The organism is Faecalibacterium sp. BCRC 81149 (assembly GCF_022750605.1).
Classification (GTDB): Bacteria; Bacillota; Clostridia; order Oscillospirales; family Ruminococcaceae; genus Faecalibacterium; species Faecalibacterium duncaniae.
On record NZ_QXJA01000019.1, the window covers coordinates 1 to 13,547 of the forward strand.

Genomic DNA, 13,547 nt, shown 5'->3' on the forward strand with positions numbered 1-13,547 from the left:
GAATACTGGCGGCAGACATGGGCGGAGCTATGCAACGCCAAGTTTGCGGAAAAGGAGCTTGACTTTCGTATCGACCACCGAAGCTATGAGCGTCAGGGCGTGGAGCTTCTTCCCACCGTCCACGAGGGCGCAACCGTCCGGGCAATGGAGAAGAAAGGCATACGCACCGAGAAAGGCGAGTTCAACCGCTGGATCAAAGCCACCAATGCCGTTATCCGGGACATCAAGAAGAAAATCGCTCTCCTGTTCGATTGGATTGCCGAAGCAAAAGCGGAGCTTGCCAAGCCGCAGGCACCCGACCTTGTTTCTCTGCTGAACGCCTATTACACCCAGCGCAAAGCCGGGGCGTATTCCCAGAAAGGTAAAATCAGCAACCTAAAGGAGATGAACGATACTTTCAATTATCTCCGGGCAAACGGCATTTACTCCCTTGAGGATTTGGAACGCCGTGTCAGCGAACACAGTGCTGCCACAGAGAGCTTGAAGAAAACGCTGGACGAACAGACCGCCCGAATGAAAGCGATTAAGCGGCTCTATGACAGCTCCGCTGCTTTCCAGAACTTGAAGCCTGTCTATGACGGCTTGCAGAAAATCAAGTTTGAGAAGCCCAGAGCCAAGTACAAGGCAGAGCATGAAGCGGAACTGATACAGTTCTACGCCGCCAGACGAAAGCTGACCGGGGAGTTCCCGGACGGCAAGGTGGATATGAAAAAGCTGTCCGACGAGTATGACGAGCTGGAACAGGCGCACGAAAGCACCTATGGCGAGTTTAAGGCTGTCAGAGACGATTTACACCGCCTTTGGAAGGTCAAGTCATGCGTAGATACTGCCGCCCGATTTAACGAGCGTACAGAGGAACAAAAGCTCCAAAATCGACCCCAAACACGACAGAAAAAGGAGGAACTATCCCGATGAAAAAATACGACTGGAAGAACGAATACAATCCCATCCGCAGAACGGCAAAACGCCTTTTGAGCGGAGAACCTTTGAGCGATGGCAGACCGCTTTCCGAACTAATTGAGCTGGACGAACACGCCCGGAAATGCCTTGCCTTTGAAGCTACCCTCACCGACCGCCAGATTGATATGTTGCAGGAGTTGGGATATCTGCCTGTTATCACAAGGCAGTACGGCGAGAAATGTGCGAACTGCCCCTACACGCTGGACGAGCGTGAGCATGGCATTTGCAGACGATGCGCTGTTTTCAAGAAGTAAGGAGGACGCCCATGCAGTACACCCAAGCACAGATCGACCGGGCAAATGCCGCCAGTCTGGAAGATTTTCTCCGTACACAGGGAGAGACGCTTATCAAAAGCGGACGGGAATACCGCTGGAAAGAACATGACAGCCTGACCGTCCGGGGAAACAAATGGTTTCGCCACAGCCAGAGCAAGGGCGGCTATCCCATTGATTTTGTCATGGAGTTTTACGGCAAGTCCTTTCCCGAAGCAGTCCAGCTCTTAACCGGCGAAAGCGCCGAGGGACAGAGCGAAGCCAGCACAGCACCGCCCACAGCGTTTCACTTGCCCTTGCACAACAGAACAGCCGACAGAGCAATTCAATATCTTTGCGAAAGCCGAGGTCTCAACAAAACGCTTGTTGAGGCTTTTCTTCTTTCCGGGGATATTTACGAGGACGCAAAGCGGCACAATGTTGTGTTTGTCGGCAGAGACCGAAGCGGTACGCCGAGATACGCCCATGTGCGAGGAACGGCAGACCCATTCAGACAGGACATTGCCGGGTCTGACAAGTCCTATCCGTTCCGCTATGAGGGAAACGGCAACCAGCTCTTTGTCTTTGAAGCACCGATTGACCTGTTATCGTTTATCTGCCTTTATCCGCAGGATTGGCAAAGCCGAAGCTATCTTGCGCTGGGCGGCGTTTCGGGCAAAGCCCTTGACCGTTTCCTTTCTGAACGCAAGGACACCCGAAAAGTGTTCCTCTGCCTTGATAGCGACACCGCAGGAAGCGATGCCTGTACCCGACTGGCACAGTCCATTCCCGGCGAGATCGCCGTCATTCGCCTTGTCCCGGCAAGGAAAGACTGGAACGATGTTCTCCGTCAGCAAGGGGACATTCCCAGCCGCAAATTCATAGCCGAGACAATCACGCTGCGAGAGCTGCTCACCGCCCAGCCTGTCCCCATGCTCCGCATGGCAGATGTGGAGCTGACGAGCGTGGATTGGCTATGGTTTCCGTATATCCCCTTTGGAAAGCTGACGATCATACAGGGCAACCCCGGCGAGGGCAAGACCTACTTTGCTATGCGCCTTGCGGCGGCTTGCACCAATCGAAAGCCTTTACCCGGTATGGAGACCCTTGAGCCTTTCAACATCATCTACCAGACCGCAGAGGACGGTCTGGGCGATACCGTCAAGCCCCGACTGATGGAAGCGGAAGCAGACCTTGAAAGAGTGCTTGTCATTGACGATAGGGACACACCGCTGACCCTTGCCGATGAGCGCATAGCAAGGGCAATCCGGGAAAACAACGCAAGGCTTGTTATCATTGACCCGGTACAGGCGTTTCTGAGCGCAGATGTGGACATGAACAGAGCAAACGAGGTGCGCCCGATATTCCGCAGTCTGGGAGACATTGCACAGGCTACCGGGTGCGCTATCGTGCTGATCGGACACCTGAACAAAGCCGCAGGAACGCAAAGCACCTACCGGGGATTGGGGTCTATCGACATTACGGCGGCAGTCCGCAGTCTGCTTTTTATCGGCAAGCTGAAGGACAGCCCCACAACGAGGGTGCTGATCCATGAGAAAAGCTCCCTTGCGCCGCCCGGACAGTCCCTTGCCTTTTCTCTGGGAGACGAGAAAGGCTTTGAATGGATAGGAGCTTATGACATTACCGCTGACGAGCTTCTTGCCGGAACAGACACCGCCAAGACCGAGAGCAAGACCGCACAGGCGCAAATGCTTATTCTGGAACTGCTTGCGGACGGAAAGCGTATGCCGAGTGCAGAGTTGGAAAAGGCAGTCAATGAGCGTGGGATTTCCTCACGCACCATGAGAACGGCAAAGAGCCGTATCGGGGACAGGCTTGTGACCGAGAAAGACGGCACGGCATGGGTCTGCTATCTCCGAGACTGACAACAGGAACACGGCAAGCGTGGCAAAGACGGCAAGGGTTTTATAGATACCTTAATGTTGCCGCCTTGCCTTGTTCCCTCATACCGACACCGCCCGATGATGAACAGTCACCGGACATTTTTCATTTACAGGAGGATTTTGCATGAACAATACCGCAACTAACAACACCCCTTGCCCGACTGTCAGAAAGCAGATCGGCAAGACCACCTATATCGTCCGTGTGCATTTCAGCCAGACCGCAAAAGAGACAATGGAGGACAAAATCAAGCGTATGCTTCGTGAGGAAGTCCGCAAAATGTGACTTCTTTGTGAATTTGATGAAAAAGTCCTTGACTTTTCGTCTCTGGCAAGACCGCAAAATCCATCCTGATTTCCTGCGGTGCCCGCCTTTCGCCCTTTGACATCCAAGAAATCCGGGATGCGACCATGTACGATGAGCTGGAGCTGGATAAACTGGGCGACCGAAAAACAGCCTTATTCCTTATCATGTCGGATACGGACAGCACGTTCAATTTCCTTATCAGCATGATCTACTCCCAGCTTTTCAATTTGCTCTGCGACAAGGCAGATGATGTGTACGGCGGAAAGCTGCCTGTCCATGTGCGCTGCCTGATCGACGAGTGTGCCAATATTGGCCAGATTCCGCAGCTGGAAAAACTGGTGGCAACCATCCGAAGCCGCGAGATTTCGGCCTGCCTTGTGCTGCAAACCAGAAGCCAGTTGAAAGCCATCTACAAGGATAATGCGGATACCATCGTGGGCAACATGGACAGCCAGATATTTCTGGGTGGCAGCGAGCCTACTACCCTTAAAGATCTTGCCGAAGCACTCGGCAAGGAAACCATCGACAGCTACAACAATTCCGATACCCGTGGCAATAGCCCAAGCTATGGCACCAACTATCAAAAACTCGGTCATGATGTGCCATAATTACTCGTGATGAATTCAGTTGCCCTAAATTCACACGAGCAGGGACACGACCAACTGGATTCGAACAACGAATACATACAGGAGGTTTTCGCATGAACAAACTGCTTTCCTGCCGCTACAATATGGACACCAACCGGGTGGAAGCCCGATTCGCAGATGGCACTACCCTTTCCATTGATTGTATCGCCATTGAGGACGAGTACGGCAACACTCCGGCACAGCGGGCAGAACTGGACTGGCTACTATACAACAAGCCCTTGGAGTACGCCCAGCTTGTGCTGAGTGGTGAGATTGAGCACTATCTCTCACTTGGTTGCGACCACGTAGAATGGAAGACTAACCTTTAATTAAAATATCCAAAGCAGACAAAACAGCTCTCTACTTGCAGTCGTTGTAACTAGAGGGCTGTTGCTTAGTTAGCAGTTTAGCCTATTATAGTAATCATCTGAAAATACTGATACTGATATTCGTCTTCTAATACCGCTTGCATTTCTTCCATGTATAGCGGGTCTTTCAACAGTTTGGGATGAAATGCTCGCTCTCTCCAGAGTCGGACTCCAATTTCGGGAAAAAAATATTCCGTTCCCAGTTGCAAGTCCTTTTCGTTGCAAATAACGTTGTCCTTTTTCATTAAGCTATCAATAATACACTCGGCGGCTGTATTAAACATATCCATCCCGAACAATTTTATTGATGCCACTTTAGACAAATCACGCTGGATGCCGATTTCAGTAGCTTTTCCGTTCCGGTACTGCACAAGAAAGAACGAAGCGTTATCCATATATCGTCCGGTTATCAAATTAGGGTCATCGGTTTCCGCACAACATTCCACTTGCATTGCTTCATCAGAAGAATTCGACCAATGTTTCTTCATTTCTAGAAGAGCATTTTCTAGTTCATCTGATGTCATGCCTAATTTTAATTGTCCAATTCCAATATGCGGTTCAATAATTATCTCTTTCATAGCAAAACCTTCATATCTTCAAAAGTGTTTAACGGATGCCAAATAACCTCTCATACTGAAAAAGGCATGTTACAACTTCATCGTTATATTTTTGCTGCAATGTTCCTGCAATGCCATCGCAATCTTGTTTTGATTTCAAATCATCGACTTCTTTTCTTAGAAGTGCTTCGTATTGCCGGTTTCTTAACATTTGCGATTCTTGATTGACATAAGAAGAGTTCCCGTAACTACCAGTTTTTCTGTGGTCTGCTGTCATCATTCTGATACAATATGCTGTATTTGAGTTATAACTATTAGAGCTTAATGCTGATTGAGAAACAAAATGATGTCGTTGACCACCGGTTTGTCGAGTCTGCAAAAAAACAGTCGGCGTAAGTGCAGTGAAAAAGAACACTAATGCCAAAGCACAAGCAGTACAACGTGAAAGTATTTTTGTTTTACCTTTTCATCTATATTTTTGAAATATGGGTTTTATTTTTTCTGCATTGGAATCACCACTTTTTTGATAAAATTAGGAGCCATCACTTTCCGACAGCCATTCGTCTAGGATTCTTGATGCTATTTCAGCATATTCTTCATCTGTAGAAATAGATTTCAAATATTTGTAAAGAGTATCTTTTTCTTCTGCCGCCCCAATATAAGGAAGTTCTGCTCCAATTCCAGTTATGACAAGCGCTTCAAAATCCGTATCAGCCATCAGTTTGTTATGATTCAGTATACAAAGCGTATCTTCTGGAAATTCAACAAGCCGCTTAGACAATACCGAAAAACAATCTTCGGTATATCCGCCATCTGAAATTTTAAGTTCTTCTAATATTTGACTCGTTTCCATATCCTCAAGTTCTGATAAAAAATCTTGTGGATTTGATACCGATACGGAAACAGAGGATTCGGTGGAGGATGACGGTAGCGAATTTGTTGCGCAGGCGGATAAACTGGCCAGCATGATTGTGAGAATCACTATTTGAAATCGTTTCATCAGACATAACCTCCATTTTGTGTACTCCAACAGGAGCTTTTGCTTAGTCAACGTAGTTCACATTGTGTTTGTGACAGCTTTTTTGAAAAAAGTTCAAAATCTTGTCAGCTTTGGACGCTTCAACAAAAAAGTGTCCACACATTTGTAAATAATTACAAGCGTGTGGGCAAAAATTCAGCCAGTTAGGAAATGCTCTCTGCAATTTTTAGAATCTCTTCACGCGGTATCTTTCCAATGATCGTATGTGATATGCCATCTTTCTCCCATACTAGCACATATCCTGTACGGCCTCCGCTATTGTTTGTTCCGAGTGTGGCATCGGCTGTTCCAACTTTAATGCGCTCATAAACCGTATTATCTCTCACTTGGCTGTGACCATGGCATATTAGAAGACTAACCTTTAATTAAAATATCCAAAGCAGACAAACCATCCCTCTACTTTGCAGTCGTTGCAAATAGAGGGATGTTTGTCATCATCACAAGATGAAAAGCTATAAATTTATTTCAATTTTCCTCCACTCTCATAATCGTGTAGAACAGATGTCCCCAGTACCAAGAGAATCACACATATAATGCAGATCCAAGGAGTATCAAACCACAGCGAAATCAGCACTGGAACACAAGAAATCGCTATTATCCAAAAACCAACAGCCAAGAATCTTGATGTCTTTTTCAAGTTGTAGTGTTTTTTCTTGCTATACGCTTCTGCGATTGAATTTTTAGGAATCACCCAAAAATAGATTCCAACAGCAACTAAAAGAATAATCACCCAAAAACTATTGACAAATTTTTCTTGATTGTTTAAAGACATTTGCACTTCCTCGGCATTACGCCCATCCTACAACATTCCATGCATTATAAGTGAACATTTCATTGTGAAAGTTCACAGCAAGAGACTGCGTTTTCCAGTCTTTCGGAACATAGCCTTCGTAGTAATTGTTGTTTTTTGCGGCAGACTTCACATCTGTTATATAATATTTATATCCGTAAACATTTTTCTGATGCGAAGCTGCTGTCGTATCAACAAGATTCCATGTATACTGTGTTTTTATACAGCTGACAGTATCCGTAACGGCATTTTTAATCATACCGCTAGCAACCGTAATTCCCAGTCCCTTAATAAGTGCGTCCAAAAATGCTTCTGCAACAATATTCGGTAACGTCAATGCGCCCACAACAAGTGCAATTAAATCAACCATCCTTCCAACAAAATTATTGATTGTGTATGTCGTGGATTTCAATGATTTTTTTGGTGATGACTAAGATGTTTTATTTAGCTCATTTCGTCCGATGCGGTAAATCTTCTTGTCTTGTTCTCCTACTTCAACAATAAGTTCATTTTTATTGTGATGAACTATTACTGGAATATAGCTATCGGAATTTTCCACCATCAAACATGTGACTCCATTCGTCCATTCACTGTTCAATTCCTTTGATAGCATGGAAATGATTTCTTCTTTCGTCATTTTGATTAATGAATAACCTCCATTTTGTACACTCCCACAGGAGCTTTTGCTTAGTCAACGTTGCTCACACTGCGTTTGTGACAGCTTTTTTGAAAAATTTTCGAGATTTTATCAACTTTGTATATTTGTACAAAAAATGCCGACACATTTGTAAACAATCACAAGTGTGTCGGCAAGGTCTTGACAAATCAGGAAATGCTTTCCGCAATTCTTAGAAGCTCATCATGCGATATCTTTCCAATAATCGTATGCGAAATGCCATCTTTCTCCCATACTAGCACATATCCTGTACGTCCTCCGTTATTACTCGTTCCAAGTGTTGCATCGGCTGTTCCAATTTTAATGCGCTCATAAACCGTATGCTCATTGTCGAAAGTTTCGACTTGTCCATAGTCTTGAATTACGGAACAGTCCACATAATAAAAGATGTTCTTATCATTGACATCAACATAGGCATGAAGAAAGGATATTTCGTTATCATACCCTTGTTCATAATCTCGTTCAAATCCATCCGGCACATAGTGGTCGCTATATCCATTCGGGAGCTGCTCCAACGGCTCGCCATCTACCTGATATGTCAGCTGCATCTCAATCGGCAGGAATTTCTGAATCATCGTATAGACTGCCTTGCGGAAGTCCGCACTTACTGCAAGCGCACCGAGAGTTAAAATTACCAGCGTCAGGGCCGCAACAAGCACTCGTTTCAGTACCGGGCGGCGTTTATGCAACGCCGCTTGCAGGCGAGCATCCCATCGGGAAGTATCCGGGTAGCGTTCTTTAAGCTGGGCCGGACTTGGCAGCTCGTCCAGTTCTTTCTGTGCATCTGCACGGAGTGCCATCATCAATGCAGCATCAAAAGAAACTTCTGCCCTCTCACTCATGGCTGTTCAACTCCTTCCACAATAGTTTTCTTCCACGGAAAAGCCGCATCCGAACCACTTCGTCCGTCAGTCCAAGCGATTCGGCAATCTCCCGGTTGGTGTAGCCCATCGCCAAAAGGCGAAGAGGATCACGGTACATCGGTTTCATCTGTCTAATCAGTTCTGTCAGATGTTGGATGTTATCGGTGCTGACTGCTGCATCATCCGGCACCGGGGTGCCATCTGGTGCGTCCGGGATTTCTTCCAGCAATTCTTCCCGGCGTTTGCGAAGCATATCGTATGCACGACTTCTACTACAACTAACGAGATAAGCGGCGAGTTCGTGACAGTTTTCTCGATGAATTTTAGAAAAATTTTTCGCAACGTATAAAAACACTTCTTGCAGCACATCTTCTGCCAGATACGAATCGCCCATAATCTTGTAAGCGGTATGATAGACTAACCGCTTGTAAGTATTATATACATCTATAAATTGTTCTTCACTGCTTTGATCGTCAAGAACAGCTAAGTACAGGGAAAGCAACCCAACCACCTCCAACTGATTCGTGTGGATTGGATGTAGTGTACCATGAACCAGCAAAAATGTCGAATATTATAACTCAAAATTGCGGAAGTCTTTTTGAGTTTTTCTCGAATCATGTCAAGAGGGCTGGCATCGTCCAGCCCTCTCTCTTTTTGCCAAAGTTTCCCGCGTGTTTTCTTGCGCTCTGCCGAAAGTAGCATATTTTCAAAACTTTTTGTTGACACGGCTCGATTTTTGTGGTAATCTATCCCAACAATTTAATATAACATATTTACCTAGAGTTCCAGCTCGGCTCCTGAAGGAGCCGGAGCAAGTTTTTGACTTTCTTATCGCTACATAACGAACCCGAACCAAGGCCATCCCGGAAGGGATGGTCAGGTTCAGGTTGTTGTGTGGCGATTTTTTATTGCCAAATCTGGCACTGGACCTTGAAAACCGCATGACCGTCTGCATGGGATACCCGGCAATGACCCCCAAGTGGGAGAGCCGGAAAACGCCGCTGGAAGGGGGCAGGAAATCCACGCAGGGAGAACGGCACCCCCAATATCAACTGGTCAAAATGGCCAGTTGATCTGGTGAATGACACAAAGCGTCATTCACCAGATCAACCTTATGCGTCACGGATGACCTCGACTTAACATTATGTCAAGCCACGGTGAAAAGTGCTGGGTTACGAAAACCGCAAATCACCACTCAGCCATAACAGAGAAGGTTTAGTTGGTGATCATTTTGATCACCAACCAGACAATCGTAACGCTTTATTGTGTAAAAGTGGTGGTTCCCATTTTGATAACCACCATATATCCGTAACAGCCAAAGGAGGATACCTATGACAACAGAACAATGGGAACGTGAAAATCAGGACACCCTGATGGAATATTTCATTGATGGCGACCCCAGTGTGCGCAGAATCCAATGTGAATATTGCCGCAAGGTCATCTACACCCAGACCCGAAACCGCAAATATTGCAGCTTTCAGACCTGCGGCCACAAGATGCTGAATCTGCGGAAAAGCCTTAAAAAGCGTGCCGAACGTGGAACGTATACCTGCGCTTGCTGTGGGGAGCAGTTCTTGCCGATCCGGGCAGATGCCAGATATTGCAGCAATGGCTGTCGGCAGAAAGGCTACCGCCAGCGTAAAGCGAATGCCGGATAAGTATTGATGCTGCTTTTATTTAGTAAAGTGGCACTTCCCATTTTGGGAAGTACCAAAATACCGTAACGCCTAATTGCTCACTCCCAAATCCCCACAGTGGGAATTTGGGCTGTCCTCTGAAATCAAGTTCCGCTTTCCGTAACTTGATTTTAGCCGTAACGAAGCCACCGGAGTTATCATTTTGAAAACTTCGGTTTTTCTGTAACACGCCACCCCGCTCCGTAAAAATCAGGTGATCAAAATGAGCACTTGATTCTACCTGTAACGCCTCAAGGTCGTTGAAAATCAGGTGCCGCCATCCGGCACTTGATTTCACCCGTAACGGATTCAGTGGGTCAAAATGGCCCACTGAAAAAGCCGGACGAGCTGGTGGGCAGGGATTCGCAAATCTTTGACCGCCAGCTTGCCAAAATCAACGGGCCAAAATGGCCCGTTGAAGGGAGTCAAGGGGGAACGCCTTGCCCAGTGATATGATGCTGTGCGTCATATCCTACTGGGTATTATCTGGCGCAAAACGGCGGCAGATCCAGCAGCTTCGCTGCTGCGTTCTCCCCACCAAGCTGTTGAAACGGAGGGATGTCTATCTGAAATTAACACGACACAACGGACGAGCCGGAACCTACGGCACCTATAACCCCAAGCACAATGACCGGAGTTTCAATCTTTCCAACAGTGAGCACATCGACCCGGAACGAGCCAAGGGCAACATCTACTGGGACTGCTTCCACGGCTTCCGTTCGGCTCTCGATCCGCAAGACCCGGACGATCTGGCAGCGACCTTCTCGGAGGTAGAACGACAATTTTACGAGAGCCGCTATTCCAATTTTGTGGAAAGTCAGAACGAGCGCAATGCCAAGATCCGGCACACGGAGCGTAATCGCTCCATTCCTGACCTGCTGTCCAGCCGCAAGACCTGCCCAGAGGAGACCATCTATCAGCTGGGAACAAAGGACGACCATGCTTCGAGCGAAGTTCTTCTGGCGGTCGTGACCGAATTCATCGAGGAGTTCAAGGCAAGGTTCGGAGATCATATTCATGTTTTGGACTGGGCGTTGCATCTGGACGAAAGCACACCCCACATCCACGAACGCCATGTGTTCGACTGCGAGAACAAGTACGGCGAGGTAGCTCCCCAGCAGGAAAAGGCACTGGAAGCGTTGGGTTTTGATCTGCCCGACCCGGCTAAGCCCCTCAGCCGCCGCAACAACCGCAAGATCACTTTCGATGCCGCCTGCCGGAAGATGCTGTTTGACATTGCCAAACGGCATGGGCTGGAATTGGAGGAAGAAGCGGAGTACGGTAATCGCAAATATCTGGAAAAGCAGGACTTTATCCTTGCCAAGCAAAAGGAGCAGCTTGCCGCCCAGCAGAACAAGCTGGACGAGCTGACTTTGAAAGTTTCGGATATGGAGACCTTGCTGGAAGATGTTTCGGCTGCGGCCTACGACAAGGCGGTGGAGGTCGTGACGGATTCTGTCCGAACGGAGACCCGGAAGGAAGATATGCGAATGATCGAGGATACGAAGAAGTGGGTGCTATCGCCGGAGCGCAAAGCACCACAGGCTACACGGGAGTACACCGCCAAGCATCTGGATACCGTGCTGGACAAGTTCCTCAAAACCATGCAGACCACCGCTGCCCGCTTGCAGGAAAAGCTCCTGAGACCGGATGTTCGGCAGAAGGGCAAGGAGCAGGTCAAGGAGAAAGCACGGGATTCCGTTCTGCAACTGCTGAACCGCTTGCAGGCAGAACAGACCCAGCGTAAGCCATCTGCGCCGCCCACTGCTGAAAAAACAGAAACACGAGGTGATGTTTATTGAACAAAGAAGTCGACGAAGAACGCACTCCCCACACCGTTACGGACGTAAAAGAAATGCTGACCAAGCACTCCAACGGAGAGATCCAGCGGACGATCCAAAACTGCATCACGATTTTGCAGAACGACCATGTGCTTTCCGATGCCATCCGGCTCAACCTGTTAAGTGAGCGCATCGACATTGTAAAGCCTGTGGGCTGGCCCCGTTCCGGCAGGACGCTGAACGACACCGACATGAAGTATATCCTGCGGAGGATGGAGAAATACGGCATTTCCAGTGAAAAGAAAATCGAATCTGCCATCCGCATTGTTGCCAACGAGAATCGCTACCACCCCATCCGGAATTATCTGAACAGTCTGAAATGGGATGGGACTGAACGGATTCCCCATGTCCTGCATCATTTCCTCGGTGCTGCGGAGGACGAGTACACTTGCGAAGCTATGAAAATTTTCCTGCTGGGAGCCATCAAACGCGTGTTCCAGCCGGGATGTAAGTTTGAGACCATACTCTGTCTGGTGGGCGGACAAGGCACAGGAAAGTCCAGCTTTTTTCGGCTGTTGGCGGTCAAGGACGAGTGGTTCTCGGATGACCTGCGGCGGCTGGACGATGACAACGTGTACCGAAAGCTGCAAGGCCACTGGATCATCGAAATGTCGGAGATGATCGCCACCGCCAATGCCAAAAGCATCGAGGAGATCAAGAGTTTCCTCAGCAAGCAAAAGGAAACCTATAAAGTCCCCTACGAGACCCATCCTGCCGACCGTCTGCGCCAGTGCGTCTTTGCTGGCACGACCAACCGGCAGGATTTTTTGCCCCGTGACCGCACGGGCAACCGACGTTTTATCCCCATCCCGGTGGATGCGGAACTGGCCGAAGTCCACATTCTGGACAACGAGAAAGATTCCCGTGCTTATATCGACCAGCTTTGGGCAGAAGCCATGACCATCTACAACAGTGGTAATTACAAGCTGGCATTCAGCCCTGCCATGCAGGAAACGCTGCAAGCCCATCAGCAGGACTTCACGCAGGAGGATGCACAGGCTGGCATGATCTATGCTTTTCTGGAGGGCTACACAGGGGACCGGGTGTGTTCCAAGCAGCTCTATGCGGAGGCGCTGGGCAACACCAACATTCCGGCAGAGTGGGAGACCCGCGCTATCTGTGAGATCATGAACACGGGAATTTCGCGCGGCGATATTCAAGGCTGGCAGGCGCACAAGACAGCCAAGCGTTACCCGAAGTACGGCGTTCAGAAAGGCTGGGAGCGCGTAACCAGCCCCGAAACCGGGGCTGAAAATTTCTCCGAAATAACAGACGCGGAGGCCAAGCAGATGGGCTTCCCCTTCTGATGGACAACGGTTACACGTCTGGTTACAGATTCGGTTACGTTCCAGTTACAGTGCAAAAGCCGCATGGCTGCTGCGTTTTCCTCTTTCTGTAACCATGTAACCTTAAAAGAATAAGAAAAAATATAAAGTGCATCGGACGCCTGCGTGCAGAAAAAGAGAGTTTTCCTGCCCGGTTACAGGCGTTCGGTTACAAGGATATGGAGGTCTGCCTATGAGCAATACGCCTGCGCACACCACGAAGCAGCAGACGAAGAAGAAATTTATTGTTTCCCGTGAGTTTTCTGGAAACCAATCTATGAAAGAAGCCTTTGAACAGCTTATCGAGCGTCAGACGCACTCGCAGTTCGAGGAATGGCTTGAAAGAAAAGCCGGATAAACCCAATTT

18 protein-coding genes and 1 pseudogene are annotated in these 13,547 nt (G+C 48.2%); 11 read left to right on the plus strand and 8 right to left on the minus strand.

Going from position 1 to position 13,547, the window contains the following annotated elements; all coding sequences use genetic code 11:
- The 6 genes and pseudogenes from D3F01_RS14375 to D3F01_RS14400 all read left to right on the plus strand — a co-directional run.
- On the plus strand, positions 1–915 hold a 915-nt coding region (locus tag D3F01_RS14375; RefSeq protein WP_242889380.1), incomplete at its 5' end, for a MobA/MobL family protein.
- Positions 912–1,214 carry a hypothetical protein gene (locus D3F01_RS14380; RefSeq protein WP_242889382.1) on the plus strand — a complete coding sequence of 101 codons (303 nt, stop codon included), beginning with the start codon at positions 912–914 and terminating at the stop codon, positions 1,212–1,214. The genes D3F01_RS14375 and D3F01_RS14380, both read left to right, overlap by 4 nt.
- A gap of 11 nt (positions 1,215–1,225) precedes the next feature.
- A complete protein-coding gene (locus D3F01_RS14385; RefSeq protein WP_242889384.1) occupies positions 1,226–3,097 on the plus strand; it encodes an AAA family ATPase in 1,872 nt (623 codons plus the stop codon).
- A 142-nt stretch (positions 3,098–3,239) separates the two neighbouring features.
- Entirely contained in the window at positions 3,240–3,398 is a 159-nt protein-coding gene (locus D3F01_RS14390; RefSeq protein ID WP_242889385.1) for a transposon-encoded TnpW family protein, read from the plus strand.
- Between the two features lie 41 nt (positions 3,399–3,439).
- A pseudogene (locus D3F01_RS14395) lies at positions 3,440–4,018 on the plus strand (TraG/TraD/VirD4 family protein); the annotation flags it as partial.
- Positions 4,019–4,119: 101 nt separating this feature from the next.
- The gene (locus D3F01_RS14400) at positions 4,120–4,374 is read left to right on the plus strand and encodes a DUF6061 family protein (RefSeq protein WP_242889386.1); all 255 of its coding nucleotides are present in this window, start codon (positions 4,120–4,122) and stop codon (positions 4,372–4,374) included.
- 77 nt (positions 4,375–4,451) lie between these two features.
- Here the strand turns inward: D3F01_RS14400 and D3F01_RS14405 are convergent, their stop codons facing one another.
- The 8 genes from D3F01_RS14405 to D3F01_RS14440 all read right to left on the minus strand — a co-directional run bounded on the left by D3F01_RS14405 (position 4,452) and on the right by D3F01_RS14440 (position 8,849).
- Positions 4,452–4,991 (minus strand): hypothetical protein, encoded by a 540-nt coding sequence (locus D3F01_RS14405; RefSeq protein ID WP_242889387.1) that lies wholly within the window; start codon positions 4,989–4,991, stop codon positions 4,452–4,454.
- A gap of 28 nt (positions 4,992–5,019) precedes the next feature.
- Positions 5,020–5,250 (minus strand): hypothetical protein, encoded by a 231-nt coding sequence (locus D3F01_RS14410; RefSeq protein WP_242889388.1) that lies wholly within the window; start codon positions 5,248–5,250, stop codon positions 5,020–5,022.
- Between the two features lie 252 nt (positions 5,251–5,502).
- Positions 5,503–5,970, minus strand: coding sequence for a hypothetical protein (locus D3F01_RS14415; RefSeq protein ID WP_242889389.1), 468 nt, complete (start codon positions 5,968–5,970; stop codon positions 5,503–5,505).
- Between the two features lie 182 nt (positions 5,971–6,152).
- Positions 6,153–6,335 (minus strand): DUF4367 domain-containing protein, encoded by a 183-nt coding sequence (locus D3F01_RS14420; protein ID WP_242651836.1) that lies wholly within the window; start codon positions 6,333–6,335, stop codon positions 6,153–6,155.
- 134 nt (positions 6,336–6,469) lie between these two features.
- Positions 6,470–6,781: a hypothetical protein gene (locus D3F01_RS14425; RefSeq protein ID WP_015536774.1), complete on the minus strand. Its 312-nt coding sequence runs from the start codon at positions 6,779–6,781 to the stop codon at positions 6,470–6,472.
- Positions 6,782–6,797: 16 nt separating this feature from the next.
- Complete coding sequence (locus tag D3F01_RS14430; RefSeq protein WP_242889390.1) at positions 6,798–7,169, minus strand: hypothetical protein; 372 nt, start codon at positions 7,167–7,169, stop codon at positions 6,798–6,800.
- 455 nt (positions 7,170–7,624) lie between these two features.
- Entirely contained in the window at positions 7,625–8,317 is a 693-nt protein-coding gene (locus D3F01_RS14435; RefSeq protein ID WP_242889391.1) for a DUF4367 domain-containing protein, read from the minus strand.
- Positions 8,310–8,849: a sigma-70 family RNA polymerase sigma factor gene (locus tag D3F01_RS14440; RefSeq protein ID WP_242889393.1), complete on the minus strand. Its 540-nt coding sequence runs from the start codon at positions 8,847–8,849 to the stop codon at positions 8,310–8,312. Before D3F01_RS14440 ends, D3F01_RS14435 begins: the two co-directional genes overlap by 8 nt.
- 397 nt (positions 8,850–9,246) lie before the next feature.
- Here D3F01_RS14440 and D3F01_RS14445 point away from each other — a divergent pair, with 397 nt between their 5' ends.
- The 5 genes from D3F01_RS14445 (at position 9,247) to D3F01_RS14465 (ending at position 13,538) form a co-directional block, all read left to right on the plus strand.
- Complete coding sequence (locus D3F01_RS14445; RefSeq protein WP_158576366.1) at positions 9,247–9,411, plus strand: hypothetical protein; 165 nt, start codon at positions 9,247–9,249, stop codon at positions 9,409–9,411.
- Between the two features lie 258 nt (positions 9,412–9,669).
- On the plus strand, positions 9,670–9,996 hold the full coding sequence (locus tag D3F01_RS14450) for a hypothetical protein (RefSeq protein WP_118528368.1): 327 nt from the start codon (positions 9,670–9,672) through the stop codon (positions 9,994–9,996).
- 458 nt (positions 9,997–10,454) lie between these two features.
- Positions 10,455–11,816 (plus strand): hypothetical protein, encoded by a 1,362-nt coding sequence (locus D3F01_RS14455; RefSeq protein WP_242889395.1) that lies wholly within the window; start codon positions 10,455–10,457, stop codon positions 11,814–11,816.
- A 53-nt stretch (positions 11,817–11,869) separates the two neighbouring features.
- Positions 11,870–13,162: a virulence-associated E family protein gene (locus tag D3F01_RS14460; protein ID WP_242889420.1), complete on the plus strand. Its 1,293-nt coding sequence runs from the start codon at positions 11,870–11,872 to the stop codon at positions 13,160–13,162.
- 211 nt (positions 13,163–13,373) lie between these two features.
- A complete protein-coding gene (locus D3F01_RS14465) occupies positions 13,374–13,538 on the plus strand; it encodes a hypothetical protein (protein ID WP_165852955.1) in 165 nt (54 codons plus the stop codon).
- Positions 13,539–13,547 lie beyond the last annotated feature (9 nt).